General features: G+C 68.4%; 24 protein-coding genes. 13 read left to right on the top strand and 11 right to left on the bottom strand.

The window, feature by feature from the left end; genetic code table 11:
• Positions 1–35: 35 nt before the first annotated feature.
• From KY493_RS12920 to KY493_RS12905, 4 genes are read right to left on the bottom strand one after another with little or no spacing between them, the layout of a single operon-like run.
• Positions 36–521 (bottom strand): Fur family transcriptional regulator, encoded by a 486-nt coding sequence (locus KY493_RS12920; protein ID WP_219896730.1) that lies wholly within the window; start codon positions 519–521, stop codon positions 36–38.
• Positions 522–548: 27 nt separating this feature from the next.
• On the bottom strand, positions 549–992 hold the full coding sequence (gene rimI, locus KY493_RS12915; RefSeq protein WP_219896729.1) for a ribosomal protein S18-alanine N-acetyltransferase: 444 nt from the start codon (positions 990–992) through the stop codon (positions 549–551).
• Positions 989–1,660, bottom strand: coding sequence for a tRNA (adenosine(37)-N6)-threonylcarbamoyltransferase complex dimerization subunit type 1 TsaB (tsaB, locus tag KY493_RS12910; RefSeq protein ID WP_219896728.1), 672 nt, complete (start codon positions 1,658–1,660; stop codon positions 989–991). Before tsaB ends, rimI begins: the two co-directional genes overlap by 4 nt.
• A gap of 18 nt (positions 1,661–1,678) precedes the next feature.
• Positions 1,679–2,236, bottom strand: coding sequence for a NifU family protein (locus tag KY493_RS12905; RefSeq protein WP_219896727.1), 558 nt, complete (start codon positions 2,234–2,236; stop codon positions 1,679–1,681).
• Between the two features lie 401 nt (positions 2,237–2,637).
• On the opposite strand from KY493_RS12905, the gene KY493_RS12900 reads away from it, so the two are divergent.
• From KY493_RS12900 to KY493_RS12865, 9 genes are all read left to right on the top strand, one after another.
• Complete coding sequence (locus tag KY493_RS12900; protein ID WP_219896726.1) at positions 2,638–3,477, top strand: outer membrane protein; 840 nt, start codon at positions 2,638–2,640, stop codon at positions 3,475–3,477.
• Positions 3,478–3,689: 212 nt separating this feature from the next.
• Complete coding sequence (locus KY493_RS14670) at positions 3,690–5,447, top strand: hypothetical protein (protein ID WP_370627331.1); 1,758 nt, start codon at positions 3,690–3,692, stop codon at positions 5,445–5,447.
• A complete protein-coding gene (locus KY493_RS14665) occupies positions 5,402–8,536 on the top strand; it encodes an NAD-glutamate dehydrogenase domain-containing protein (RefSeq protein WP_370627330.1) in 3,135 nt (1,044 codons plus the stop codon). Before KY493_RS14670 ends, KY493_RS14665 begins: the two co-directional genes overlap by 46 nt.
• 9 nt (positions 8,537–8,545) lie before the next feature.
• Positions 8,546–9,013 carry a universal stress protein gene (locus KY493_RS12890; RefSeq protein ID WP_219896725.1) on the top strand — a complete coding sequence of 156 codons (468 nt, stop codon included), beginning with the start codon at positions 8,546–8,548 and terminating at the stop codon, positions 9,011–9,013.
• Between the two features lie 102 nt (positions 9,014–9,115).
• On the top strand, positions 9,116–10,219 hold the full coding sequence (locus KY493_RS12885; protein WP_219896724.1) for an acyltransferase: 1,104 nt from the start codon (positions 9,116–9,118) through the stop codon (positions 10,217–10,219).
• 79 nt (positions 10,220–10,298) lie between these two features.
• Positions 10,299–10,829 (top strand): CHAP domain-containing protein, encoded by a 531-nt coding sequence (locus KY493_RS12880; protein ID WP_219896723.1) that lies wholly within the window; start codon positions 10,299–10,301, stop codon positions 10,827–10,829.
• Between the two features lie 77 nt (positions 10,830–10,906).
• Positions 10,907–11,686: a tryptophan 2,3-dioxygenase gene (locus tag KY493_RS12875; protein ID WP_219898565.1), complete on the top strand. Its 780-nt coding sequence runs from the start codon at positions 10,907–10,909 to the stop codon at positions 11,684–11,686.
• A 100-nt stretch (positions 11,687–11,786) separates the two neighbouring features.
• Complete coding sequence (locus KY493_RS12870; RefSeq protein ID WP_219896722.1) at positions 11,787–12,800, top strand: sensor histidine kinase; 1,014 nt, start codon at positions 11,787–11,789, stop codon at positions 12,798–12,800.
• Between the two features lies 1 nt (position 12,801).
• Positions 12,802–13,188 (top strand): response regulator, encoded by a 387-nt coding sequence (locus KY493_RS12865; protein ID WP_219896721.1) that lies wholly within the window; start codon positions 12,802–12,804, stop codon positions 13,186–13,188.
• 19 nt (positions 13,189–13,207) lie between these two features.
• On the opposite strand, the gene KY493_RS12860 is transcribed toward KY493_RS12865, so the two are convergent.
• Positions 13,208–13,735, bottom strand: coding sequence for a prolyl-tRNA synthetase associated domain-containing protein (locus KY493_RS12860; protein ID WP_219896720.1), 528 nt, complete (start codon positions 13,733–13,735; stop codon positions 13,208–13,210).
• A gap of 50 nt (positions 13,736–13,785) precedes the next feature.
• Here KY493_RS12860 and KY493_RS12855 point away from each other — a divergent pair, with 50 nt between their 5' ends.
• Positions 13,786–14,526: a DUF6065 family protein gene (locus tag KY493_RS12855; protein ID WP_219898563.1), complete on the top strand. Its 741-nt coding sequence runs from the start codon at positions 13,786–13,788 to the stop codon at positions 14,524–14,526.
• A gap of 152 nt (positions 14,527–14,678) precedes the next feature.
• Here the strand turns inward: KY493_RS12855 and KY493_RS12850 are convergent, their stop codons facing one another.
• The 6 genes from KY493_RS12850 to dapF form a co-directional block, all read right to left on the bottom strand.
• Complete coding sequence (locus KY493_RS12850; protein WP_219896719.1) at positions 14,679–15,242, bottom strand: hypothetical protein; 564 nt, start codon at positions 15,240–15,242, stop codon at positions 14,679–14,681.
• Between the two features lie 128 nt (positions 15,243–15,370).
• Positions 15,371–16,186, bottom strand: coding sequence for a transglutaminase family protein (locus KY493_RS12845; RefSeq protein ID WP_219896718.1), 816 nt, complete (start codon positions 16,184–16,186; stop codon positions 15,371–15,373).
• Positions 16,183–16,623, bottom strand: a complete 441-nt coding sequence (locus KY493_RS12840) for a YraN family protein (RefSeq protein WP_219896717.1) — start codon at positions 16,621–16,623, stop codon at positions 16,183–16,185. The genes KY493_RS12845 and KY493_RS12840 overlap by 4 nt, the downstream gene beginning before the upstream one ends.
• Positions 16,620–17,495, bottom strand: coding sequence for a 16S rRNA (cytidine(1402)-2'-O)-methyltransferase (rsmI, locus tag KY493_RS12835; protein ID WP_219896716.1), 876 nt, complete (start codon positions 17,493–17,495; stop codon positions 16,620–16,622). Before rsmI ends, KY493_RS12840 begins: the two co-directional genes overlap by 4 nt.
• A 46-nt stretch (positions 17,496–17,541) precedes the next feature.
• Complete coding sequence (locus KY493_RS12830) at positions 17,542–19,872, bottom strand: NADP-dependent malic enzyme (RefSeq protein ID WP_219896715.1); 2,331 nt, start codon at positions 19,870–19,872, stop codon at positions 17,542–17,544.
• A 123-nt stretch (positions 19,873–19,995) separates the two neighbouring features.
• Entirely contained in the window at positions 19,996–20,826 is an 831-nt protein-coding gene (dapF, locus tag KY493_RS12825; RefSeq protein ID WP_219896714.1) for a diaminopimelate epimerase, read from the bottom strand.
• A 39-nt stretch (positions 20,827–20,865) separates the two neighbouring features.
• Here dapF and KY493_RS12820 point away from each other — a divergent pair, with 39 nt between their 5' ends.
• From KY493_RS12820 to KY493_RS12810, 3 genes are all read left to right on the top strand, one after another.
• Positions 20,866–21,663 carry a potassium channel family protein gene (locus KY493_RS12820; protein WP_219896713.1) on the top strand — a complete coding sequence of 266 codons (798 nt, stop codon included), beginning with the start codon at positions 20,866–20,868 and terminating at the stop codon, positions 21,661–21,663.
• Positions 21,664–21,765: 102 nt separating this feature from the next.
• A complete protein-coding gene (locus KY493_RS12815) occupies positions 21,766–23,937 on the top strand; it encodes a prolyl oligopeptidase family protein (RefSeq protein WP_219896712.1) in 2,172 nt (723 codons plus the stop codon).
• A gap of 150 nt (positions 23,938–24,087) precedes the next feature.
• Positions 24,088–26,307, top strand: a complete 2,220-nt coding sequence (locus KY493_RS12810) for a prolyl oligopeptidase family protein (RefSeq protein ID WP_219896711.1) — start codon at positions 24,088–24,090, stop codon at positions 26,305–26,307.
• Positions 26,308–26,331: the final 24 nt, after the last annotated feature.

The following is a 26,331-nucleotide window of genomic DNA, read 5'->3' as shown; positions in this document are numbered from 1 at the left end:
CGAAACGGGCGCGGGCAAGGCGGGGGCGCCAGCCGTCAGGGCACGTCCACGTCGGCCGGGTTCACCCGCGCGGCGTGACGGGTGAAGATCAGACCCTCGCGCGAGGACGGCTCGGCGCCTTCGATCGGCACGCCATAGAGCTCCAGCTTGTGCCCGATCAGTTCGAACCCCAGCCGCTTGGCGATCTCGGACTTCAGCCGCTCGATCTCGGCGTCGAAGAACTCGATCACTTCGCCGGTCCGAGTGTCGATCAGGTGATCGTGGTGGTCGTCGCCCGCTTCCTCATAGCGCGAGCGGCCGTCGCCGAAGTCGTGCTTCTCGACCACGCCCGCTTCCTCGAACAGGCGCACGGTGCGGTAGACTGTGGCGATCGAGATGTGCGGGTCGATGGAGGAAGCGCGGCGATACAGCTCCTCCACGTCCGGATGGTCCTCGGCCGAGGACAGCACCCGCGCGATGACGCGCCGCTGCTCGGTCATGCGCATGCCGCGGTCGGCGCAAAGTTTCTCGATCCGGTCCATGCGCGGAGAATAGGGGCTGATCGCGCGTCAGGGAAGAACCGGCGATGCGAGATCGAGGCTCATTACCACGGCGTCGATGCGCCGGCCGTCCGAAGACGGATAATAGCCCTTGCGCCGACCGGTCGAGACAAATCCAGCGCGGGCGTAGAGGGCCAGCGCCGCGTCGTTGTCTTCGGCGACCTCCAGGAACAGTCGACGGGCGCCGGCGCGCGAGGCCTCAAGCGCCCCCTGCCCCGTCAATCGACCGCCGAGGCCCTGCCGCCGCGCTGTGGGTCGAACCGCCAGCGTCAGGATTTCGGCTTCATCCAGCACCACGCGCAGCATGATGAAGCCGTCGTCGTCGGCCACCACCAGCACCCCCGGCTGGGCGAGCAGCGCCTCCAGCTCGGCCGCGCTCCAGGGCGAGGCAAAGACTTCGGCATGGATGGCGGCCAGCCGGTGCACGTCGGCGGACGACGCCGTCGACGTCACTTCACGGCCGCCTGACGTGGCTGGCCCGGCAGGCGGGTCGGCGCCGTGGCGTCCGGCGCGCGAAGATACAGCGGCCGGGGCGGGTGCGCCTCAGGGTCGAGCGCGATCGTCAGGCGCGCCAGGGCCGCTGGGCTCGGCGCCGGCAGCGGCTCGATCGCCGCCCGCAGCTCGGGATGAGCGGTCACGACCACCGGCGCGCCCGAGCCGACCAGCCGCCAGTCCCCTCCGGTCAACCGTGCCGCGGCCTCGGCCAACGGCAGCGCCTCGGCTTCGCCCTGCGGCGCTCCATTCCGGAACAGGCGCGCATAGACCTGCTCGCGCCGAGCATCGATCAGGGCCGCCGTGGGCTCATCGCCCGAAACCGAGGCGGCCAGGGCGTCCAGAGCCGACAGGCCGACCACCGGCCGGTCCAGCGCCTCGCCCAGTCCCAGCGCAAAGGCCAGGCCCACGCGCAGGCCCGTGAACGATCCCGGACCCACGGTGACGCCGATCCGCTCAACCAAGTCGAAGCCGATCCCGGCCTCCGCCACCGCGTCGCGCACAAAGCCGCCCAGCCGTTCGGAATGGCCCTTGCTCATCGGCTCGGAACGCACGCCCAGCGGCCGCTCGCCGTCGAACACGGCGGCGGTGCAGGCGCCCAGCGCCGTGTCGATCACCAGGACGATCATGAATAGTCCCCTGGCGCGCTACAGCGTCTGCTCGACGCGCGTCACCTCGGGCACATAGTGTTTCATCATCTGCTCGACGCCGGCCTTCAGCGTGGCCGAGGACGAGGGGCAGCCGGCGCAGGCGCCGCGCATGCGCAGGCTCAGCACGCCCGTCTCCTCGTTGAAGGCGTCAAACAGAATGTCGCCGCCGTCCTGGGCCACGGCCGGGCGGATCCGGCTGTCGAGCAGCGCCTTGATCTCGGCCACCACCTCGCTGTCCTCGCCCGTCTCCTCCGCCTGATCCCAGCCGGCGCGCAGCAGCGGCTGGCCCGAGACGAAATGATCCATGATGACGCCCAGGATCGGCGCCTTCATCTCGGACCAGTCGAGCCCCTGAGCTTCGCGAGTCACGGACACGTAGTCGCCGCCAAAGAACACGCCGCCGACGCCCTCCAGCTCGAACAGGGCCTCGGCCAGCGGCGAGGCCGTCGCCTCGTCTACCGTGCGGTATTCCAGCGCGGCGGCGGGCGAAACGTCCCGGCCGGGCAGGAACTTCAGCACATTGGGATTGGGCGTGGGTTCGGTCTGGATGAACATGGCGGGGAAATGCGCTCGCCCCCTTCGCCTTGCAAGGCCCAGAGCCCTCGCGCGCGACGCCTTCAGGCGGTGCGACCGCCTGCCGCGCGACAGATTCGCAAATAGATCGGACAGCCCCTTGCGGCTCCGACCGAGGGGCCTATCTACCGCCCATCGTCGCGGGCCCATCCCCTCCTGTTCGCGACGCCCGACCGGTGCCACCTCCCTCCCCCTCGGCGCCGGCCAAAGCAGGCCGTCGGACTCCCCCGGTCCGGCGGCCTTGTTGTTTGTGCCCTCAATGCCACGGTTTGTCGCAGCCTCTCTGCAGGAGGGAACGGCCGTTGGGGGTCGTCGTTGATCGGGCGGGACGGGCTGTCGCCAACCTCCAGCCGTTCGCGGCGATCGATCAAATGACCACCACCATGACCCCTCGCACGACGGCGGCCGCGCTCGCCCTTTTGACCGCCGGCTTGGCCGCGCCCGCCATGGCGCAGACGACCCCCGACTGGACCGGCCCCTATGTCGGCGTCTTTATCGGCGGCAACCAGGCCAATGATCAGGGCGACGAGCGCCTGCGCTTCGACCGAAACCTGGACGGAAACTTCGGCGACACCGTCACCCTCGCCGGAACCGGCGCCGACGCCTTCAGCCCCGGCTTCTGCGACGGCGCGGCCAACACCGCCGTGGCCGCCGACGGTTGCTCGGACGACAAGACCGGCTACGAGTTCGGCGTGCGCGGCGGCTATGACTGGCAGTTCGGCAACTTCGTGGTCGGCGGCGTGGGCGAATACAGCGCCGGCGCGGCCGAGGATTCGGTGACCGGCTTCTCCACCACGCCCGCCAACTATGTGTTCACCCGCGAGCTGGAGCAGCTGGCGGCGGCGCGCGTGCGGCTCGGCTATGCGGTCGGACCGGCCCTGGTCTATGCGACCGGCGGCGGCGCCTGGGCTCGCGTCAAGAACCGCTTCTTCAGCTCCAACACCGCCAACAGCTTCTCCGAGACGGTCGATGACCAGGACGCGGACGGCTACCAATGGGGCGGCGGCGTGGAATATGCGCTCGCGCCCAACCTGTCGGTGACCGGCGAATACCTCTACACCTCGCTGGACGCGGGCGACCATGTGGTCAGCGTGACGCGCGGTTCGGCGCCGATCACCAACCCTTTCGTGCTGGCTCCGAACACGGCGGGCACGGACATCATCCGCTCCAACAGCAAGTTCGGTCTGCACGCGGTTCGCCTCGGCATGAACTACCGCTTCTAGGCATGATCACGGCCGGTTTTGGTCGTCTTCTCGACTAAACGTCGATAATCCAGGCCGGGTCCGCCGAAAGGCGGGCCCGGTTTTCTCTTTGGGGGTTTTCGCCGCTTCGGATCGGGCCTAGTCAGTCGAATACGGCGGCGTTCCGACGTCACAGGACGACCGGGTACGCCGCGCCCTCCGCGGCCCAGCCGCGCCTTGCGAGACCGTTCTTCATGTCCGCCATCGACCTGCGTTCGAAGCCCTCCGCGCCTGCTGATCTGGACGCCGTCAGTCAGGCGTTTTCCCGCCTCGGCGGCGGCGGCGCGAACCCTGGGGCCGTGCGCGCCTTTCTGGCCCAGGCGTTCGAGGACTACTCCGCCGACGAAACGCCGCAGATCGACAGTGAGGATTTCGCCTGCCTTCTGGTCGAGGGCTGGCGGGCCGCAGAGGCGCAGGCGCCGCAGGCCGCGCCGACCATCACGGTAGGGCCGCTGACGGGCGCGGAGGGACGCGCCGTCGGCTATGACCTGGTGCGCATCGTTCAAGCGGACGCGCCTTTCCTGGTCGACAGCGTATTGGGCGAGCTGGCCGAAGCCGGCGTGTCGGTGCGCGCCCTGTTCCACCCAGTGGTGGAGATGGGCGAGGATCGCCGTCTGTCGGTGATCCTGCTGGTCCTCGATCCGGTGACGCAGGAGCGTCGCGACAGCCTGGGCGAGGGTCTCGCCGCGACGCTGGCGGACGTGCACCAGGCTGTGGCCGACCATCCCGCCATGCTGGATCTGATGCGCCGCTCCATCGCCGAGCTCGAAGCGGGCGCTCCGGTCGCCGAAGCGGCGGTCGTCGCCGAGAACGTCGCCTTTCTGCGTTGGCTCAAGAGCGACCACTTTGTCTTCCTGGGCGCGCGCGACTACGACTATCCCCGCGCGGTGGACGGCGACTACGAAGCCGAGGCGCCGCTGAGCCAGTCGGGCGAGGGTTTGGGCGTGCTGCGTGACGCCGAACGGCGCGTGCTGCGGCGGGGCAACGAGCCGGCGGTGCTGACGCGCCAGATGCGCCGCCAGATGGACCTGTCCGAACCGGTCACGGTAGCCAAGGCCAATCTGCGCTCGCGTGTGCACCGCCGCGCCTACATGGACTACATCGGCATCAAGAAGTACGGCCCGGACGGCCGCGCCTCGGGCGAGACGCGCTTTGTCGGCCTGTTCACCGCCGAGGCCTATGACCACGTCGCCGCCGAGGTGCCGCTGATCCGGCGCAAGGTCGCCAACGTCCTCGCACGCGCCGACAAGGCGCCGGGCAGCCACAACGAAAAGCGGCTGCGCAACATCCTGGACAATTACCCCCGCGACGAGCTGTTCCAGATCACCGAGGACGAGCTGCTGTCGATCGCGCTGGGCGTGCTGCACCTCTACGATCGGCCGCGTATCCGCATCTTCACCCGGCCGGACCCGTTCGACCGCTTCGTCTCGGTGCTGTGCTTCATTCCGCGCGAGCGGTTCGACGCAGCGGTGCGCCAGCGCATCGGCCAGATCCTGGCGCGGGCCTGGGGCGGTCGGGTCTCGGCCTGGTACCCGCAGCTGTCCGAAGCGCCGCTGGTGCGCGTCCACTACATCATCGGCGTGACGCCCGGCGACCATCCGACGCCGGACATGCAGCAGGTCGAAGCCGACGTGACCGAGGCGGGGCGCGGCTGGGTCGAGCGGTTCGAGACGGCGCTGCGCCGCGACGGCGTGCAGGAGGTGGAGGTCGGGCCGCTCAGCGCGCGCTGGGCCCGCGCCTTCGGCGCCGCCTATCGCGACCGGTATGACGCCGCCGAGGCTGCGATCGACCTGGAAGCACTGGCCCGGGTGGGCGAGGGCGAGGCGTCGCTGGCCGTTCGCGCCTTCCGTCATGCCGACGACAGTCCGCTGCAGTTCCGCTTCAAGCTCTATCGCCGGGGGCGGCGGTGCCGCTGTCGGACGTCCTGCCGATCCTGGCGGACATGGGGCTGAAGACGCTTGAGGAATACGGCTATCCGATCCGGCCGGCGGGCGACGCCGAGATCCACGTTCACGAGTTCCTGCTGGAGGACCCGCGCGGCGAGGCGCTGGTGTTCGAGGCCGTCCGCTGCCCGTTCGAGCAGGCGTTCGCCGCCGCCTGGACCGGCCTGACCGAAAGCGACGGCTTCAACCGACTGGTGGTCGAGCTGGGCGTGTCCTGGCGCGAGGCGGCGCTGATCCGCACGCTTGCGCGCTATCGCCAGCAGACGGGCCTCGACCCGTCCCAGGCGGTGCAGGAAGAGGCGTTACGGGAATATCCGGACGTGTCGCGCGCCTTGCTGAAGCTGTGGGAGGCCAAGTTCGCCGGCGAGGGCGACGCGGCCGGCCGCCAGGCCGCCGTGGCCGAGCAGGAAGCTGCCATCGCCGGCCAGCTGCAGGCGGTGAAGAGCCTGGATCACGACCGGGCGCTGCGCCGCCTCGCCGCCCTGATCGGGGCGGTCAAGCGCACCAACTTCTATCAAACCGACGCCGACGGCGCGCCCAAGCCGCACATCTCCATCAAGATCGCCTCGCGCGAGCTGGACGATCTGCCGCTGCCCAAGCCGTATCGTGAGATCTTTGTCTGGGCGCCGCATGTCGAGGGCGTGCACCTGCGCTTTGGTCCCGTGGCGCGGGGAGGCCTGCGCTGGTCCGACCGCCGCGACGACTTCCGCACCGAGGTGCTGGGCCTGGTCAAGGCGCAGCAGGTCAAGAATGCGGTGATCGTGCCGGTCGGCTCCAAGGGCGGCTTCTATCCCAAGCAGCTTCCGCGCACCGGCGATCGCGAGGCGATCCAAGGCGAGGCGATCCGCGCCTATCGCACCTTCCTGTCGGGCCTCTTGGACATCACCGACAACATCGGCGCGGACGGCGGCGTGGTCCGCCCGTCGAACGTGATCGCCTGGGAGGGGGACGATCCCTATCTGGTGGTTGCGGCCGACAAGGGCACGGCCACCTTCTCCGACATCGCCAATGGCGTCTCGGCCGCCTACGGTTTCTGGCTGGGCGACGCCTTCGCCTCGGGCGGCTCGGTCGGCTACGACCACAAGGCCATGGGCATCACCGCGCGCGGCGCGTGGGAAGCGGTCAAGCGCCACTTCCGCGAGATGGGCAAGGACATCCAGTCTGAGCCCTTCACCATGGTCGGCGTGGGCGACATGTCGGGCGACGTGTTCGGCAACGGCGCGCTTCTGTCCAAGGCCACGCGCCTGGTCGCAGCCTTTGACCACCGCGACATCTTTATCGATCCGAACCCGGATCATGTGACCGGCTGGACCGAAAGAAAGCGGCTGTTCGACCTGCCGCGCTCGTCCTGGCAGGACTACGACAAGAGCCTGATCTCCGAAGGCGGCGGCGTGTTCTCGCGCGGCGCCAAGTCGATCCCGCTGTCGCCCCAGATCAAGGCGGCGCTGGACATCGCAGAGGACAGCCTCGATCCGATCAGCCTGATCCGCGCCATCCTGAAGGCCCCGGCCGAGCTGCTGTATCTCGGCGGCATCGGCACCTATGTGAAATCGGCGGCCGAAACCGACGCCCAGGTCGGCGACAAGTCGACCGATCCGCTGCGCATCAACGCCGACGAGTTGCGGGTCAAGGTGGTGGGCGAGGGGGCCAACCTCGGCTTCACCCAGGCCGGGCGCATCGCCTTTGGCTACGCCGGCGGCCGCATCAACACCGACGCCATCGACAACTCGGCGGGCGTGGACACCTCCGACCACGAGGTCAACATCAAGATCCTGGTCGGATCGGCGGTCACCAACGGCACGCTGCCGGCGGACCAGCGCACCGACTTGCTGGCCTCCATGACCGAGGAGGTGGGCCTGAAGGTGCTGGCCCACAACTACGACCAGACCCTGGCGCTGACGCTGCAACAGGCGGAAGGCGCGAAGGCCTTGGACGCCCAGCAGCGGTTCATGCAGACGCTGGCCGCGCGCGGAAAGCTGGATCGCAAGGTCGAGGGCCTGCCCAACGACGCCCGCATGCGCGAGATGATGGCCACGGCCACCCCGCTCAGCCGGCCGGAGATCGCGGTGCTGACAGCCTATGGCAAGCTGGAGCTGTCCGACGACATCGTGGCGTCTTCGGCGCCCGAGGATCCGGCCTTCGAGGAGGTGCTGGTCCGCTACTTCCCCGAGGCGCTGGCGCGGTTCGAGCCGGAAATGAAGAGCCACCGCCTGCGGCGCGAGATCATCGCCACGGTGATGGCGAACGAGATCGTCAACATGTGCGGCCCGACCTTCCCGGACCGGCTGCGCGGCTCGGCCGAATGCGACACGGGCACGCTGACGGTGGCGTTCGAGGCGGCGCGCCGCATCTTCCGCCTGGACGAGGCCTGGGACGCGGTCTCGGCCCTGGATCACAAGATCTCGGCCGAAGCTCAGGTCGCCCTGTACAACGAGATCGCGGTGGTGCTGCGTCGCCAGACCTTCTGGATGGCCAGGCGCGCCAAGGCGGGGCAGGGCGTTCAGGCTCTGGTGGACACCTACAGTCCGGTCGCCCGGGCCATCTACGCCGAAGGGCCCGCGGTGCTGTCGCAGTTCGAACAGGCGCGGCTGGAGGAGCGGGTGCGTCGCTTCGCCGACCACGGCGCGCCCGAGGCGCTGACCCAAGGCGTCGCCATCCTGCGTCCCCTGGTGGCGGCGTCCGACATCGGCGACCTGGCGGCAGAAACCGGCTGGCCGGTGGCCGGCATGGCGCGTCTGTATCACCAGGTGGGCGCCGCCTTCGACTTCGACCGGCTGCGTGCGGCGGCGGGATCGATCCCGTCCGCCGATCACTTTGACCGGCTGGCCGTGCGCCGGCTGATCGAGGACCTGATGGGCGAACAGCGCACCCTGACCCGCGCCGTGGCCCGCGCCCCCGATCCGTCGGTGGGCGTCAGCGAAGAGGCGGCGGAGGCGGCGGTGGACGCCTGGATCGGCGCCCGCCAGGCCGTGGTCGAGGGCGTGCGCGCCTCGGTCGACGAGATCGAGGGCTCAGGCTCAGGCTGGACCTTCGCCAAGCTGACCATCGCCAACGCCACCATCCGCGACCTGGCGGTCTCGGCCGCGCAACAGGGCTAGGGCCGGGCCATGGCGCGCAAATTCCTGGTCGTCGCTGACGACAGCCCCGAGTTCGCGGCGGCCTTGCGCTTCGCCGCGCGCCGGGCTCGTTCGACCGGCGGCCGGGTCGTCATGCTGCGGATGCTGCCGGACAATACCGACGCCCACTGGTCGGGCGCGCGCGAGGAGATCGAGCGCCAGCAGCGCGAGGAGGCCGAGGCCCTGCTGAACCGCCTGGGCGAAGAGGCGGCCGAGCGATCCGGCGCCGCGCCCGTCTTCCTGATCGAAAAGGGCGACGCCCAAGGCGCCATCAAAAAGGCGGTGGCGGACGATCCGGAGATCAAGATCCTCGTGCTGGCGGCGGGGTCCGGCTCGCGCGGACCCGGGCCGCTGGTCTCGGCCATCATCAAGCACGGGGCGCAACTGGGCAGTCGCAAGCTGCCGGTCACCATCGTGCCGGGCGACCTGACTGAAGCCGAGCTCGAGGATTTGGCTTAGGCGAGGGGGGCGACGGCCCTGAGAGGTGTTCTCTCGGTTGAAGACGGCTGCCGCAACAACCGCGATTCACCGAATCGGAACCCCCGGCGGCGATGATGGGGCATGACCCCGGTCCAGACCCCCGCCGACCTTCGGCCGATCACCGCCCTGCGCTTCGCCGCCGCCGCCTGGGTGGCCGTCTACGCCTTCTGGGAAAACCTGGCCGGCGGAGGCGTGATGCCCGGCCTGGTCGCCAAGGGCTATCTGGGCGTCGAGCTGTTCTTTGTGCTGTCCGGATTTATCCTGTGCCACGTCTATCTGGCCCAGGCCGGGGAGGGGCGGTTCTCCTATCGAGGCTTCCTGTGGGCGCGGATCGCGCGGGTCTATCCGCTGCATCTGGCGACGCTGATCGGAGTGGGGCTGCTGGCGGGGGCGGCGCTGGTCGCGGGGCTGAACGTCGACAGCAATGTGCTGAGCTGGTCGTCGCTGCCGGCAAATCTCTTGATGGTCCACGCCTGGGGCCTGGCGCCGGTGGCGGGCTGGAACCATCCGTCGTGGTCGATCTCGGCCGAGTGGTTCGCCTATCTGTGCTTTCCCGCCTTCGCCTACGTCGCCTGGCGCATGCGCGAGCGCCCGCTGGTCGCGGTCGTGCTGGCGGGCGGCTTTCTGGCCGTCGTTTATGTCGCGTTCGAACGTCTGGCCGGGTTTTCGCTGACGGAGGCGACGATCCGCTGGGGCGCGCTGCGGATCGTGCCGCCCTTCCTGTTCGGCTGTGCGCTGTACCTGGTTTACCGCCGCCAGCCGGCGCGACCGGCCGGGCTCTTGGCTGGGATTTTCCTGGTTCTGCTGGTCACCAGCGCGGCGCTGCAGCTTTGGGACGGGATCACCGTGCTTCTGGCGGGCGGGTTGATCCTGTCGCTGGCCTCCTTGCCGAACGAGCGCGCGGGCTGGCTTGCCTCGCGCCCGGCCGTGTATCTCGGGGAGATCAGCTACTCGGTCTACATGGTCTGCGTGCCGTGGAAGCTGCTGGCGGTGAACCTGGCCGCGCGGGCGACGGGCGCGCCGGACAAGCAGCTTCAACTTTTTGTGTGGTTGGTCATTCTGGCGCTTCTGCCGGTGGTCGCGGCGGCGTCCTACCACCTGGTCGAACACCCGGCCCGCAAGGCTTTGAAGGGGATGACCCGACGCCCCAAAATCGCGTCAACCCCCGTCGGCGCGCCGTTGTGACACACTGAAACAGTTCTTCAACACTCGGGCGCTATCGGTTAGCTCTGGTCCTACGGGGACGTCTTCACGCAGGCACAGCATGACAAAACGGATCAAGGCCGCCTTGGTTGCGGCAAGTCTCGGTTTTCTCGCGGTGAGCGTCACGCCCGCCGCCGCCCGGGCCGATGATCCGTATTGGCAGTGCGTCACCTTCGCCCGCATGTTCTCGGGCATCAACATCTTCGGCGACGCCTGGACCTGGTGGAACCAGGCCGTGAGCAAGTTCCGCACCGGCAAGGCGCCGGAGACCGGCTCGGTTCTGGTGTTCCGCCCCGAGGGCCGCATGAGCCGGGGCCATGTCGCCGTCGTCTCCGACATCCTGACCGACCGCGTTGTTCGTGTGACCCACGCCAACTGGGGCGGCAGCCGTGGCAAGGTCGAGGAGAACGTCACGGTGGTGGACGTCTCGGCAACGAACGACTGGTCGCAGGTCAAGGTCTGGTACAAGCCCTCCAACGACCTGGGCTCCACCGTCTATCCGACCTACGGGTTCATCTACAAGGGCGACCGCGATGCCTTTGGCGGCTCGCGCCAGATGGCCGAGAACATCCTGGGCGCCGGCCAGCCCTGAGCCGAAACGGTTGCGGCGGCTTAGGCTGACGCGTTAGGCCTCTTGCCATGAGCGCCGATCCGCATTCGCCCTCGGGCATGACCTACGCCGGCTATCTGGCTCTGGACGACCTTCTGGCGGCGCAGCATCCGCTGTCGGACCAGCACGACGAAATGCTGTTTGTCGTGATCCACCAGACCAAGGAACTGTGGCTCAAGCAGATCCTGCACGAGATCGCCCTGGCCAAGACGCTGGTGCGCGCGGGCGACCTGGTTCCCGCCTACAAGAGCCTGGCGCGGGTCAGCCGCATCCAGTCGGTGATGACCCAGAGCTGGGACATCCTGGCCACCATGACGCCGGCCGACTACCTGCGGTTCCGAAGCGTGCTGGGCGCCTCCTCCGGCTTTCAGAGCGATCAGTTCCGGCGGGTCGAATATCTGCTGGGGCTGAAGGACGACAGCTTTCTGCGCTTCCACGAGGAACGGCCCGAGGCGCACGCCGCCCTGAAGTCGGCGCTCGATCAGCCCAGCCTTTACGACGATGCCCTGCATCAGCTGTCGGCCGCCGGCCTGCCCGTGCCGGACGACGTGCTGAACCGCGATGTCAGCCGACCCTATGAGCCTTCCGACGGCGTGGAGGCCGCCTGGCTGGAGGTCTATCGCGACACTGACCGCTGGTGGGCGCTGTACCAGCTGGCGGAGAAGCTGGTCGATCTCGACGACGCCCTGCTGACCTGGCGGCACAAGCATGTGGTGACGGTCGAGCGCATCATCGGCCGCCGCCGCGGCACCGGCGGCACCGACGGCGTGGGCTATCTGGCGTCCACCCTGACCCGCCGCTGCTTCCCCGAGCTGTGGTCGCTGCGGACCAAGCTGTAGGGCGTCCCGCTGCTGCTGCAACGCTGACAAGCGGCCCGGCGTTGAAGGGGTCCGGCGCGCGTGGTAGGCGGCCATAGGCTTGGAGTTGGCCCCAAAGGGAATGCCTCAGATCATCGAAGAGTTCGACTGGGCCACGACGCCTCTGGGGCCCCGGTCTGGTTGGTCGGATGCGCTGCGCACCACCTATGACATCATGATGGGGACGGGATTCGCCACCTGCGCGACCTGGGGACCCGAGCAGACGTTCATCTACAACGCGGCCTATATCCCTTTCCTCGGAAAGCGACACCCTGACGCGCTGGGCAAGCCGATCAACGAGGTCTGGCACGACGTCTGGGACGACATCCGCCCGCTGGTGGAGAAGGCGACCGCGGGCGAGCGCGTCTACATGGAAGACATGCACCTGGTGATGACCCGCAACGGTTATCCCGAGGACACCTACTGGACGTTTTCCTACAACCCTCTGCGGGACGGCGACCGGATCATGGGCATGCTCGACATCGCCGTGGAGACGACCGACCGGATCGCGGCCGAGCGCAACGGCGCCCTGATGATGGGCGAGACGATGCACCGGCTGAAGAACACGCTGTCGGTGGTGCTGGCCATCGCCAAGCAGAGCCTGCGAGGGGTTTCGGATAAAGCGGCGGTCAGCGGGTTCGAGCAACGGCTGCAGGCGCTCGCCAGCGCCCATGACGTTCTGCATCGGCAAGACTGGACGTCGGCCGACCTGGAGTCGCTGATCGACGCGGCCCTGGCCAAGCTGACCGACCGAGCCGGCTATGACCTGGAGGGCCCTCCGCTCAAGGTCTCGGCGCGGGTGGCGCAGAATGTGTCCCTGGTTTTTCACGAGCTGGCGACCAACGCCATCAAGCACGGCGCCTGGAGCGGCGGCGCGGGCCGGGTAGCGGTGAGTTGGCGCCTGGACGGTGAGCAGGTGCGGCTCGAATGGCGCGAACGCGGCGGGCCGACCGTGATCTCGCCCGAGAAAAAGAGCTTCGGCTCCAAGCTGATAAGCGGCGGCCTGGCGGGATCGGGCGGCGTCGAAACGCATTACGATCCGGATGGCCTCGTCGTGATCTTCACCGCGACAGCCGACAGTCTTCTGGAGAAGTAGCGTGGACGATCGGAAGACACCGACCGACCGGCCCCTGGTCCTGGTGGTCGAGGACGAACCCATTCTGCGCATGACCGCCGTCGATATGGTCGAAGAGGCCGGCTACACGGCGGTCGAGGCGCACAACGCCATCGAGGCTGTCGCCATTCTCGAGGCGCGTACCGAAATCCGCATCGTCTTCACCGACATCGACATGCCGGGCGGCATGAACGGCATGTTGCTGGCCGCCGCGATCCGCGACCGCTGGCCCCCGATCGAGATCATCCTGACCTCCGGCGCCATGACTCCGGCCGCCGACCTGATCCCGGCTCGCAGCGTCTTTCTGTCCAAGCCCTATTCGCAGCGGGAGCTGGAGGGCGCATTGGGCGGCTTTTCGGCGTCCCACTGAGACAGCGTTCCGACGACGCTCACCCAGTCAGAGCGGTGAAGTCCACCACGATCGGCTCCCGGCGCAGCAGCCTCAGGATGCGTCTAAAGGCGTCCTTGGTCAGGGCGGTGGTGGCGGTGTTGGTCAGCGGGTGGAAGTTGATAGTGTCGGCTTCCCACAGGCGTTGGTCGAGCACAAAGGTCACGCGGGCGTCCGCGTCGTTGATCAGGCCGAGCGCCGTGACCGAGCCGGGACGAACGCCGAGGGTCTCGTACATCAGGGCTTCGTTTGCGAACGACAGGCGGTCCGATCCGATGGCGGCGGGCGTTCGCTTCAGGTCGATGGTGGTGTCCTGCCGCGCCGAGATCAGCCAGAGGCGACCGGTCTTGTCCTTCAGGAACAGGTTCTTGGTGTGGGCGCCGGGCAGGGCGGCCTTGAGGTCCAGCCCTTCCTCGACGCGGAACACGGCCGGGTGTTCGGTGGTTTGGAAGGGAATGGCGTGGTCGTGGAGCCAGGCTTCAAGCGCCGTGCGGTCGAACAAGGGGGCGGGGATCGGTTGAGCGGTCATCAGCGGCGCGTTACGAAGGCTGCATGGTCACTAGCGTTCAAAATCGCCCGTTGGAACTGGAGTGCTATCCGATGTCGGCGCGGCCGCCGGACCTGGTGCCCGGCCGCCAGTCACGCAACTGGATGGACGCCTTCGCCAGCCGGCATCCCTATCGCTGCCTGCCGCTGAACATGGCCAACACCACGGGGTGGGAAATCCTGTGCCCGTTCGGCTTCGCCGCCGAGTGGACCGGCGGGCCGCGTCAGGAAGACATCACGATCACGCCCGACCGGCCCCAGCCGGAGCTGGATCACTTCGTCACCTCGCACTTCTCGCGCGGGGTGCTGACGATGCATCCGCAGTATCTGTTCCGCACGCCGCCGGGCTGGGGGATGATGTGCTCGGGGTCGCCCAATCATGTGAAGGACGGCATTCAGCCGTTGGTCGGCCTGATCGAGACCGACTGGCTGCCGTTCCCCTTCACCATGAACTGGATCTTCACGCGGCCGGGGCGGGTGAAGTTCGAAAAGGGCGAGCCCTTCTGCTTCATCAACCTGATCGAGCACAAGAAGGTCGAGCAGTTTCAGCCGGTGATCCGCAGCCTGGATTCCAACCCGACGATGCGGGATCAGTTCGAGGCCTGGAACCGCCAGCGCACCGACTTCAACAACCGACTGGCCTCCGGCGACCCCGATGCGGCCAAGGAGGCGTGGCAGCGGTTCTACTTCAAGGGCGAACTGCCCGAAGCCATGGGCCAGGCGCCCGCCAGCCACGCCAACAAGCGCCGGCTGAAGACGCCGCGCGTCGGCTGAGGACAAAGTTGAGCTCACCTCCCCACATGTGGGGAGGTGGCGCGGCGCACTTGCGCCGTGACGGAGGGGTTGTGAGACCTCAGGAACCCCTCCACCCCCGCTGCGCGGGCGGTCCCCCTCCCCATCGCGAGACGACGGGGAGGAGACAATCCTTACGACGGACGCGTCACGCGCGGGGCCAGGTTCTGGATCACCTCGCGGGCGTCAAAGGCGTTGGGATCGCCGGCGGGCTTGGGACCGCGGCCGAGGATGATCTCGGCGTTGGCCTCGTAGCGGTCGACCTGACGGATGTCGAAGTCGTTGCCCCAGGTCGGACCCCACGGGCTCCAGAAGCCGCTGCGATAGAACCGCCAGGACGGGCTCCAGTACGGACCCCGCGCCGGGCCGTAGTAGCGGTTATAGAAGGGGTCGGGCGTGGTGTAGAAGCGGGTGTCGCGTTCGGTGGCGCGGTTCACCGTGGCGAACCAGTCGTAGCCGTTCTCAGCCGCCACTTCGGCCGAGCGCAGCAACAGGCTCATCTCGACCTGCTCGCGCGAGGTCAGGGAATTGCCCGAGAAGCTGACGCGGAAGCGGTTGCTCTCCAGCCGCTGCTCGGCATAGCCGTTGCGCTGGCCGTTGAAGCCGGCGGGTTGATAGGGGGTCGCGGTGGCGCAGGCGGCGAGCGTCAGGCCCGCCGTCGCAACCAGCGCGAGGGTCTTCAGCGAGGGGGTTTTCATGGATGATCTCCTAAGCGACCAATGATCGCGCTTTGTAGTTGAACGGGACATGAACAAGGCCGTTCCAGTGCGAGGCAACCCAGCGAAATGCTTGAGCTATTTACGAAGCCGCCGGTGAACCGGATGCGTCAGTTCAGCTGCATCCGCACGCGATCGAAGCTGGTGGAGCGCAGGGCCTCGGCCGGGCCGTCCAGGCTGCGGGCGCGCGACAGCGCGTCCAGCGCGCCAGCGAGCGCGCCTTGTTTCTCGCGCGCGGCCGCGACATCCAGCCACGGCCGGTGGTCGGTCGGGTCCAGCAGGGCGCGTCGCAGGGCCGCCCGTTCGGCCGCCTCATAATCCGAAGCCTTGATGGCGCGGCTGAACAGCACGTTCTGAAGGCGGATCAGGGCGTGGCGGTCGCTGACCGGCGCCATCAACAGGTCCAGCCGGTCGGCCACGTGCGGCGTCAGGCCCGCCCGCAGCGCGCGCCGCGTCAGCTCGCTGGGCAGAACCAGACGGCCCTGGCTGAACGGATCCAGGGCGACCGGCCCGTCCGGCGTCTCAACCCGCATCAGGAAGTGGCCCGGAAAATCGACGCCCGCCGCCTGAAGCCCCGCGCGTCGCGCCGCGTCGAGATAGAAGATGGCCAGGGCGGCCGACAGGCCACGCCGGCGCTCCGCCACATCGATGATGTCGGTATTGCAGGGATGGTCGTAGCTGAGCAGGTCGCCGTTGAGCCGAAGGTCGGCGGCCATGGTTTCGGCCAGGGCGTCGTCGGGACTTTCGCCGCCGATCCGCTCCTTCAGCCGTTCGCCGGCGTTGCGGGCCAGAACCCGCACCGGCTCGCAATCGCGGAACGGATAGTCGTGGATGGCGCAGGCAATGGCCGCTTCCAGAAGCGGAAAGTCGCCGTCCTCGCATGGACCGGCTTGCGTCAGCGTGTCCTCGGCTTCCTCTCGCGTCACCTGATCCTCCGGTCTCCGGGCGCGGAGCGGTCAACGCCACAAAGATGCCTTGGAAAACGGCCGGGAGCCAGCGCCACCATATCGATTCGCAACCGCAGGTCTTTTAAAGCCGGCCGATGACGCATCGCGGCCTCGCCCGCCGCGAGGAGGCGGGCGTATTGGTCGGCGGCGAGTGCGGCCTGCGCCTCGACCATCGAGCGGCGTCGCTTGACCTCGACCACCGCCAGGACGGAGCCGCGTCGGACCAGCAGGTCGATCTCGCCCGCGCGGGTCTTCAGGCGAAAGCCGAGGACCTGATAGCCCTTCAGCATCAGCCAGGCGGCGGCGATCCACTCGGCGCCGTGCCCCTGCCGGTGCGCGCGACCGCCCAAGGCCTGGCGCCACGGCCGCTTTGCCGTCCGTGCGGGCGCATTCGGACGAAGCCGTTCCGGCTTCACCGTCCCTGCATCTCCAGCGCGCGGCGATAGAGGGCCTTGCGCGGCAGATCGAGGGCGCGGGAGACTTCGGACGCAGCCTCGCCCGGCGGCAGGCGCGTCAGGGCCTCGGCCAGAGCCGCATCGGCGTCGGCCTCCGACACGACCTCGGCCGCGCCGGGCGCCACCACCACGACGATCTCGCCCTTGGGCGACTGCAGGCGCGGATCGACGGCGAGGACGTCCAGCGCGCCGCGCACGCACTCTTCGTACAGCTTGGTCAGCTCGCGGGCGACGGCGGCGGGGCGGGAGCCCAGCACGGCGGCCATGTCCTTGAGGCTGTCGGCCAGGCGCGGACCGCTTTCGAAGAAGACCAGGGTCTGGCCCGGCCCCTTCAGGCTTTCCAGCAGGGTGCGGCGGGCGGCGGACTTGGGCGGCAGGAAGCCGGCGAACAGCACGCGGTCGGCAGGCAGGCCGGCGATGCACAGGGCCGCGAGCAGGCTGGACGGGCCGGGGATCGGATGGACGGGCAGGTCGGCGGTGATCGCGGCGCGGGCGACCACGAAGCCGGGGTCGCTGACCATCGGGGTGCCCGCGTCTGATACCAAGGCCACGACCTCGCCGGCCTGCAGCCGCTCGACGGCGATCTCAGCCGCACGCGCCGAGGCATGATCGTCGCAGCGTTCCAGCCGCGCCTTCAGCCCATAGGCCTGCAGCAGCTTGGCGGTGACGCGGGTGTCCTCCGCCAGCACCAGGTCGGCCGCCTGAAGCACGTCCAGCGCGCGCAGGGTGATGTCGCGCAGGTTCCCGATCGGCGTAGCGACCAGATAAAGGCCGGACGCCACGCGGCGGGGCGGAGGCGCTGTGGGCGGAAACGGCGGGGCGGCGTCGGTCATTGGCCGACCGTGCCAGCCGGACCCCGCCGCCTCAAGCCGCTTCGGCTCAGTCCTCGATGAACGGCGCTGGCGGCTTGGGCGCCGATGACACGCCCTCGCCGTGGAACACGGGGCCTTCGTGATAGGCGGCGAAGGTGGCGGCGGTGATGATCTCGCTGACCGAGGCGCCCAGAGGCACGATCTGCACCGATTTCTCCAAACCGACCAGCAGCGGCCCGATCACGGTCGCGCCGCCCAGCGCCTGCACCAGCTTGGTGGATATGGCGGCCGAGTGGATCGCGGGCATGACCAGGATGTTGGCCGGCTTGCTGAGCCGGTTGAAGGCATAGGCGGGGTGACCCTTAGGGTCGAGCGCGATCTCGGGCGGCATTTCGCCTTCGTATTCGAAGTCGACGCCGCGACGGTCCAGGATGCGGATGGCCTCGCGCACCTTTTCGCCCCGGTCACCCGGCGGGTTGCCGAAGGTCGAATAGGACAGAAAGGCCACGCGCGGATTGCGACCCAGCCGCCGCACCGAGGCCGCCGCCTGGATGGCGATCTCGGCCAGGTCGCAGGCGTCGGGCAGCTCATGGATCGAGGTGTCGGCCACGAACAGGGTGCGGCCTTTGGCCAAGAGGATCGACAGGCCGATCAGTGTCTCCTTGACCTCCAGCACGCGCTGAACCTCGCGCAGCGCCATGTTGAAGTTGCGGGTGACGCCCGTGACCATGGCGTCGGCCTCGCCCTGGGCCACCAGGGTCGCGCCGAAGTAGTTGCGGTCCTGATTGATCATCCGCTGCACGTCGCGGCGCAGATAACCACGACGCTGAAGCTTTTCGTACAGCCAGTCGGTGTATTCGACGTTGCGGCCGGACACGCGGGCGTTGGTGATCTCGATGCCGAGTTCGTCGAAGTTGAGCCCGGCTTCCTGGGCGTTCTGGCGGATCAGGTCTTCGCGCCCCACCAGCACGGGCGTGCCCAGCTCGGCCTGTTTGAAGCCCCAGGCGGCGCGGATCACGGCCGGCTCCTCGCCCTCGGCGAAGACCACCCGCTTGTTGGGCCCGCTGCGCACGGCCGAGGAAATCTTCTGCATCAGGGCCGCCGACGGATCGACGCGCGAGCGCAGCTCGGTGCGATAGGCGTCCATGTCCGGGATCGGCTGGCGCGCCACGCCCGTGTCCATCGCCGCCTGGGCGACGAACGGCGGGATGTACCAGATCAGGCGCGGATCGAACGGCGTCGGGATGATGTAGTCGGGGCCGAACTTGAGCTTGCGGCCGCGATAGGCGGCGGCGACCTCGTCCGGCACGTCCTCGCGGGCGAGCGCCGCCAGCGCGCGGGCGCAGGCGACCTTCATCTCGTGATTCACCCGCCGCGCGCGCACGTCCAGCGCGCCCCGGAACAGATAGGGGAAGGCCAGGACGTTGTTGACCTGGTTGACGTAGTCGGACCGCCCCGTGGCGATGATGGCGTCCGAGCGCACGCTCATCACGTCTTCCGGGGTGATCTCCGGATCGGGATTGGCCATGGCGAAGATGATCGGGCGCGGCGCCATGGAGGCCACCATCTCGGTGGTGATGGCGCCCTTGGCCGACAGGCCCAGCACCACGTCGGCGCCGACCATGGCCTCTGCCAAGGTGCGGTGCGGCGTGTCGGTGGCGTGGGCGGCCTTCCACTGGTCCATGCCGTGGTCGCGGCCCTTGAAGACCACGCCGTCGCGATCGACGATGACGGTGTTCTCCGCCTTCACCCCCGCCGCCTTCATCAGGGCGATGGAGGACAGGCCGGCGGCGCCCGCCCCCGCCAGCACAACCTTGACCTCCTCCAGCTTCTTGCCGGCGACATGGCAGGCGTTGATCAGGCCGGCGGTGGAGATGATCGCGGTGCCGTGCTGGTCGTCATGGAAGACCGGGATGTCCAGCAGGTCCTGAAGCTCGCTTTCGATCACGAAGCATTCGGGGGACTTGATGTCCTCCAGATTGATGCCGCCCCAGGTGTCGCCGATGTTCTTGACCACGGTGACGAACTCGGCCGGGTCGGTGGTCTTCACCTCGACGTCGAAGCTGTCCACGTCGGCGAAGCGCTTGAACAGCACCGACTTGCCTTCCATCACCGGCTTGGACGCCATGTGGCCGAGGTTGCCAAGGCCAAGGATCGCCGTGCCGTTGGAGATCACCGCCACCATGTTGCCCTTGGCGGTGTAGTCGTAGGCCTTGTCCGGATCGGCGGCGATGGCCAGCACCGGCACGGCCACGCCCGGCGAATAGGCCAGCGACAGGTCGCGCTGCGTCGCCATCGGCTTGGTCGGCGCCATGGAGATCTTGCCCGGCGTGGGCACGCGGTGAAATTCCAGCGCCTCGTTGTCGGAAAAGGTCTGCTTGTCGGTCAGGTCGGGCATCGGTCGTCCAGGCGTCGGCGGCGGGTGTCCGCCAGTCCTAGAACCGCCCGCCGGCCGTAACAACAGTTTACCCGACGGAACATCGTGCGGTCAGACGGCGGCCTCAGCTCGGCCTTTCCAGCTTCAGAGCGCGAGCGTTCCCGTGCGTTCGATCTCGACGGGGCCAGTCATGAAGACGTGGCCGGACGCCTCGTCCCAATCGATGAGCAACTCGCCGCCATCCACAGTGACGCGCGCCTTGCGGTTCACCAGGCCGCGCCGGGCGCTGGCGACCAGCGCGGCGCAGGCGCCGGTGCCGCAGGCCTGGGTCAGGCCGGCCCCGCGCTCCCAAACCCGCAGGCGGATGTGGTCGCGCTCCAGAATGTTAGCAAAGCCGACGTTGACCCCTTCAGGGAACAGCGGGTGGTGCTCGACCAGCGAGCCCGAGCCGGTGATGAAGCCGTCGTCCTGCCGGTCGGTGAAGAAGACGACGTGCGGATTGCCCATGGAGACGGCGCCCGGCGTGTGCAGCACCGGATCGTCGATCGGCCCGACCTGAAGCTCGATGCCGCGTGTGTCCATCTCCTCGGCCAGCGGCACGTCCGTCCAGTCGAGGCGGGGTTCGCCCATGTCCACGGTGACGCGCCGATCGCCAGCGCGCGTGGCGACGGTGGGGCCGCCCAAGGTGTCGATCTTCACGCGGTCCGAGCTGTTCGCCTGCATCAGCAGCCAGCCGACGCAGCGCAGGGCGTTGCCGCAGGTCTGCACCAGGGAGCCGTCGGCGTTCCACACCCGCATGAAGGCGTCGGCCGTGGTCGAGGGCTCGATGGCGATCAGCTGGTCAAAGCCTTCGCCGGTCGAGCGGTCGGCGAGCGTCCGCACCTGCTCCTCGGTCGGCGCAAACGGCGTTTCCAGCGCATTGACCACGACGAAATCGTTGCCGGCGCCGTTCATCTTGACGAAGGGGCGTGTCATGCCCGTCCTATAGCGCCGCCCGCGCTTTCGGAGAACCGCGTGAAGTCTGGAAAGCCGACCCCAAGGAACGGCGAGGGCCTGCGCCTGCGGGCGCGGGTGCGCTATCTCTATCACGGCTCCCAGCCGCCGGCCGTGCGGTTCCGCATGGCGGTGATCGTCATCGACGTGCTGATCATCGGCTTCTTTCTGGCCGCGCCGATCCTGCGCGAGGCGGGATGGGCCTTTTATGTCGCGGACTATTTCGTGGCGACCCTGCTGGCGCTGGACCTGGCGGCGCGGGCCTGGGCCTATTCCGACTGGAAGGACTGGCTGAAGCGGCCGATCGTGTGGATGGACCTGTTCATCCTGCTGACGCTGCTGGTGCCTGCCTGGGCGGCCAACCTCGGCTTCCTGCGGCTGCTGCGCATCTGGACGGTGCTGAACTCCGACTTCTTCTGGCGCACCGTGGGCCACCGCTTCGACGACACGCGGGTCGAGGGCGTCGTGCGTGCGCTGGCCGGACTGGTCACCTTCGTCTTTGTGGCTACGGGCTTCGTCTACGCCTTCTTTCGCGGACACGACGGCATCGCCGGCTATGTGGACGCGCTGTATTTCACCGTGGCGGCGCTGACCACGACGGGCTTTGGCGACGTGACCCTGCCGGGTTCGGTCGGCAAGCTGTTGTCCATCGTCATCATGTTGACGGGGATCACCCTGTTTCTGCGGGTGGCGCAGACGGTGATCAAGCCGAACAAGGTGCGGTACCCTTGCGACCGATGCGGCCTGCAGACGCATGACCCGGACGCGGTCCACTGCAAGGCTTGCGGCAACCTGCTGTGCATCCCGGACGAGGACTGAGCCCGGCCGTCATGTGACAAAATGGCGAGACAAGGCGCGCGCGGCTTGTGGAGCGAAGTCCGACGGTTAAGGTGCGTGCCAGATCTTCGGGGAAAGACGCACATGATCCGCACCTCCGCCGCAGCGTTCGCCGCGCTGCTCGCCTCCACCTCGCTGTCGAGCCTCGCCATGGCGCAAGTCGCATCCCCTTCCTCGTCCGTGCCGGCCGCCTTCGCTACGTCGGATGCGACCGACCCCTATCTGTGGCTGGAAGAGGTCGAGGGCGAGCGCGCCATGCAGTGGGTGCGCGAACACAATGAAAAGTCGCTGGGCGTGCTGCAGGCCGACGCCCGCTACGAGCCGCTGCACCAGCAGGCGCTGGAGATCGTCCAGGCGCGCGACCGCATCCCGGGCGTCGGCTTCAACCGCGATGGAAGCCTGAGGAACTTCTGGCAGGACGCCCAGCATGTGCGCGGCGTGTGGCGCCAGACCACGGTGAACAGCTATCGCACCCAGGCGCCCGAGTGGGAGACGATCCTCGACATCGACGCCCTGGCCGCGGCCGAGGGCAAGAACTGGGTCTACAAGGGCGTCAACTGCCTGCAGCCGGACGAGCGGCTGTGCCTAGTGTCGCTGTCGGACGGCGGCAAGGACGCGGTGACGCTGCGCGAGTTCGACGCCGAGACCAAGACGTTCGTCGATGGCGGGATCGTGCTGCCGGAATCCAAGGGGAACGCCGCCTGGATCGATGCGGACACCCTGCTGATCGCGCGCGACTTCGGCGAAGGCAGCCTGACCAACTCGGGCTACCCGATGGTGGTCAAGCGGATGAAGCGCGGCCAGCCGATGGAGCAGGCCGAGACGATCTTCACCGGCCAGCCGACCGACGTGTCGGTGCAGGGCTCGACCCTGCGCGACGCCGACGGAAACATCCAGGCGACGCTGATCACCCGCGCGGTGGATTTCTACTCCAGCGAGGTCTTCAGCCTGGGCAACGACGGCAAGCTGACCAAGCTCAGCCTGCCGGCCAAGTCGGACATCGACGCCCTGGTGGACGGCCGGCTGGTGTTCACCACCAAGGAAGACTGGACCGCGCCCTCGGGCCAGACGTTCCAGTCGGGGGACGTGATCGCCTATCCGCTGAAGGGCTGGATGGCCGATCCCACGGTGCAGGCCCAGCTGGTGCTGCGCCCGACCGAGCGCCAGGCGGTGGAGGGGATCACCGCCAGCCGCAACCGCCTGATCGTCGCCCTGTTCGAGAATGTGAAGGGCGCGGTGCGCGTCTATACGCCGGGCGAGGGCGAGTGGGCCTACAGCACGCTTGAGCTGCCGCAGAACGTCTCGGTGGGGGTCGGCTCGGCGTCTGAGGCGGACGACCGCGTCTTCGTCAGCGTCTCGGGCTATCTGAACCCGTCCAGCCTGTATCTGGCCGACGCCGCGACCGGCGCGGTCGAACAGGTCAAGTCCACGCCGGCCAAGTTCGACGCCGCCGGCATGACGGTGGACCAGTACGAGGCCCGCTCGGCCGACGGGACGATGATCCCCTATTTCGTGGTGCACAAGGCGGACATCGCGTTGGACGGCTCCAACCCGACGCTGCTTTATGGCTATGGCGGGTTCCAGAGCTCGCTGCTGCCCGGCTATTCGCCGACGGTCGGCAAGCTGTGGCTGGAGCGGGGCGGGGTCTATGTGATCGCCAACACGCGCGGCGGCGGCGAGTTCGGGCCGCGCTGGCACGATGCGGCGCTGCAGGAGAACCGCCAGCGGGCGCACGAGGACTTCCAGGCCGTGGCGCTGGACCTGACCGCGCGGCGCATCACCTCCCAGCCCAAGCTGGCGATCATGGGCGGCTCGCAGGGCGGACTGTTCATGGGGGCGATGCTGACCCAACGGCCGGACCTGATCAACGGCGCGGTGATCCAGGTGCCGCTGTTCGACATGCTGCGCTTCCACAAGCTTCTGGCCGGCGCCAGCTGGATCGGCGAGTACGGAAACCCCGACGTCCCGGAGGAGCGCGCCTGGATCGAACGCTATTCGCCCTATCAGGCGCTGCGGGCGGGCCAGCCCTATCCGGAGGTGTTCATCCACACCTCGACCAAGGACGACCGCGTCCACCCCGGCCACGCCCGCAAGGCGGCGGCGCGGCTGGAAGATCTGGGCTATCCGGTGCTGTTCTACGAGAACACCGACGGCGGCCATGCGGCGGGCGCGAACCTGCGCGAGACCGCTCGTCGGCTGGCGCTGGAGTACACCTATCTGTCGCGCCGGCTGATGGACACGCCGGCGCAGGAGTAGACATCTAGGCCCGCTCATCCCCGCGAAGGCGGGGACCCAGTGCTTTCGCGAGCATCGGCGCCTGGGATCGGGGTCGGTTAGGAACGGGCGACGCCGAACGCCCAAAGGTCTGGGTCCCCGCCTTCGCGGGGATGAGCGGAAAGTCGAGCCATGCGTCACCTGATCCTGTCCGCCGCCCTTCCGGCGCTGTTGCTGGCCGCGGCGCCCGCCGCCTTCGCCCAGGCGCCCGCCGCCGCCTCGTCCGCGCCAGCGACCACGCCGCCGCCGCACTATCCGCGCGATCTGACGGTAGAAGGCGTCAAGGCCGCCGACGACCATCTGGCGCTGGAAGAGGTGGACGGCGCCGAGGCCATGGCGTTCGTGGCCGAGGAGAACCGCAAGGCGCTGGCGACCCTCACCGGCGACCGTCGCTACGAGCCGTTCCGGCAGCAGGCCGAGGCGATCCTTACGGCCACAGACCGCATTCCGCAGCCGAGCTTCCTCGGCGATGGCATCGGCAACTTCTGGCAGGATGCGACCAACCCCAAGGGCGTGTGGCGGCGCACGACGCTGGACAGCTACCGCACCGAGGCGCCCCGGTGGGAGACGCTGATCGACATCGACGCCCTGGCGAAGGCCGAAGGGCGCGACTGGGTGTTCAAGGGCGCAAGCTGCCTGGCGCCGGACGACGACCGCTGCCTGATCATGCTGTCGGACGGCGGCAAGGACGCGGTGGTGGTGCGCGAGTTCGACGTGGCGTCCAAGGCGTTCCTCACTCCGGATTCTGGGAACGGCTTCGTCCTGCCCGAAGGCAAGCACCGGATCGAATGGCTGGACCGCGACACGCTTCTGGTGGCGACCGACTTCGGCGCCGGTACGATGACGGAGTCGGGCTATCCCTTCATCGTCAAGACGCTGGAGCGCGGGCAGTCGCTGGCGGACGCGACCGAAGTCTATCGCGGCGAGCAGGGCGACGGCGGCTATGGCGTCAGCCCCTCGGTCTATCGCGACAAGGACGGCCAGGTGCTGGCGGTCATCATCACCCGCCCCTTGGACACCTTCAGATCCGAGACCTGGCGGCTGGTGGACGGCAAGCCGGTGAAGCTGGCGGCCCCGGCGCGGGTGTCGGTGTATGGCGCGATCGGCGATCGCTTGATCCTGTCCAACGACGAGGCATGGCGCTGGGGCGGACGTGACGTGGCGGCGGGCTCGCTGCTGGCGGTTTCCATGGACGAGCTGGCGCGCGGCTCGGGCGGTCTTTATCCCGATACAGACCCAGAGACCCTGTTCACGCCGGAAGCACGGCAGTCTCTGCAGTCTGTCGCGGTGATGAGCGACGCGGTGCTGGTCGCATTGTCCGACAACGTGGCGGGCCGGCTGACCCGCTTCGCCTTTGAACGGGACGGCAAGCCGGTTTGGGGCGGAGCCTCTGTCGATGTGCCCGCCAATGTCGCCGTCGGACTGGGCGACTCATCCAAGGCGCGCGACGAGGCGTTTGTCTCCTTCCAAGGCTTCCTGACGCCCCAGACGCTGAGCCTGGCGGATGCCGGCGAAGCCTCCCTGGCCGAGCTGAAATCAGCGCCCGCCAAGTTCGATGCCTCGACCCATGTGGTGGAGCAGTTCGAGGCGACGTCGAGCGATGGGACCAAGATCCCCTATTTCATCACCCGTCCGCGAGACCTGGCGATGGACGGATCGGCGCCGACGATCCTGTTCGGCTATGGCGGTTTCCAGGTCAGCCTGAACCCGGCCTACAAGCCCGAGATGGGCAAGCTGTGGCTGGAGAACGGCGGCGTCTTCGTCCAGGCCAACATCCGGGGCGGCGGCGAGTTCGGGCCGGACTGGCACCAGGCGGCGCTCGACGGCGAGCGGCAAAAGGCGTTCGACGATTTCGCCGCCGTTGCGCGCGACCTGCAACAACGGGGCATTACCTCGCCGCGTCGCCTGGGCATCTATGGTCGCTCGAACGGCGGGGTGCTGACCAGCGTATCGATCACCCAGCATCCGGAGCTGTTCAACGCGGCGGTGATCGAAAGCCCGCTGATCGACATGCTGCGCTATCACGAGCTGCCGGCCGGCGCGTCGTGGATCGGCGAATACGGCGACCCGCGCATCCCGGAAGAGGCGGCCTGGATCGCGAAATACTCGGCCTATCAGCAGCTGCGGCCCGACGTGGACTATCCGCGCGTCTACATCACCACCAACACGCGCGATGATCGGGTGCATCCCGGCCATGCCCGCAAGTTCGCCGCGCGCCTGGGCGAGCAGGGCCACGACCACCTGTATTTCGAGGACACGGCCGGCGGCCACTCCAACGACGCCGATCCGGTCGCCAACGCTCGCCGCTGGGCTCGGCACTACGTCTACCTGGCCCAGCAGCTGATGGACTGAGCCTACGCCTCTCCCGTCATCCTC

The sequence above is a fragment of the Brevundimonas sp. PAMC22021 genome (genome assembly GCF_019443405.1).
Taxonomy (GTDB): Bacteria; Pseudomonadota; Alphaproteobacteria; order Caulobacterales; family Caulobacteraceae; genus Brevundimonas.
The sequence above is the reverse complement of the archived record's forward strand: the minus strand, read 5'-3'. Positions and strand labels throughout refer to the sequence as shown.

What these genes read in the sequence shown, in the direction of transcription:
- KY493_RS12890 (WP_219896725.1), top strand. Translation starts at nt 8,546, where the DNA reads ATGGCGCGCAAATTCCTGGTCGTCGCTGACGACAGCCCCGAGTTCGCG.
- KY493_RS12860 (WP_219896720.1), bottom strand. Translation starts at nt 13,735, where the DNA reads ATGACCGCTCAACCGATCCCCGCCCCCTTGTTCGACCGCACGGCGCTT.
- dapF (WP_219896714.1), bottom strand. Translation starts at nt 20,826, where the DNA reads ATGACACGCCCCTTCGTCAAGATGAACGGCGCCGGCAACGATTTCGTC.
- KY493_RS12810 (WP_219896711.1), top strand. Translation starts at nt 24,088, where the DNA reads ATGCGTCACCTGATCCTGTCCGCCGCCCTTCCGGCGCTGTTGCTGGCC.
- KY493_RS12815 (WP_219896712.1), top strand. Translation starts at nt 21,766, where the DNA reads ATGATCCGCACCTCCGCCGCAGCGTTCGCCGCGCTGCTCGCCTCCACC.
- KY493_RS14670 (WP_370627331.1), top strand. Translation starts at nt 3,690, where the DNA reads ATGTCCGCCATCGACCTGCGTTCGAAGCCCTCCGCGCCTGCTGATCTG.
- KY493_RS12900 (WP_219896726.1), top strand. Translation starts at nt 2,638, where the DNA reads ATGACCCCTCGCACGACGGCGGCCGCGCTCGCCCTTTTGACCGCCGGC.
- rsmI (WP_219896716.1), bottom strand. Translation starts at nt 17,495, where the DNA reads ATGACCGACGCCGCCCCGCCGTTTCCGCCCACAGCGCCTCCGCCCCGC.
- KY493_RS12905 (WP_219896727.1), bottom strand. Translation starts at nt 2,236, where the DNA reads ATGTTCATCCAGACCGAACCCACGCCCAATCCCAATGTGCTGAAGTTC.
- KY493_RS12885 (WP_219896724.1), top strand. Translation starts at nt 9,116, where the DNA reads ATGACCCCGGTCCAGACCCCCGCCGACCTTCGGCCGATCACCGCCCTG.
- KY493_RS12870 (WP_219896722.1), top strand. Translation starts at nt 11,787, where the DNA reads ATGCCTCAGATCATCGAAGAGTTCGACTGGGCCACGACGCCTCTGGGG.
- KY493_RS12850 (WP_219896719.1), bottom strand. Translation starts at nt 15,242, where the DNA reads ATGAAAACCCCCTCGCTGAAGACCCTCGCGCTGGTTGCGACGGCGGGC.
- KY493_RS12880 (WP_219896723.1), top strand. Translation starts at nt 10,299, where the DNA reads ATGACAAAACGGATCAAGGCCGCCTTGGTTGCGGCAAGTCTCGGTTTT.
- KY493_RS12830 (WP_219896715.1), bottom strand. Translation starts at nt 19,872, where the DNA reads ATGCCCGACCTGACCGACAAGCAGACCTTTTCCGACAACGAGGCGCTG.
- KY493_RS12920 (WP_219896730.1), bottom strand. Translation starts at nt 521, where the DNA reads ATGGACCGGATCGAGAAACTTTGCGCCGACCGCGGCATGCGCATGACC.
- KY493_RS12875 (WP_219898565.1), top strand. Translation starts at nt 10,907, where the DNA reads ATGACCTACGCCGGCTATCTGGCTCTGGACGACCTTCTGGCGGCGCAG.
- tsaB (WP_219896728.1), bottom strand. Translation starts at nt 1,660, where the DNA reads ATGATCGTCCTGGTGATCGACACGGCGCTGGGCGCCTGCACCGCCGCC.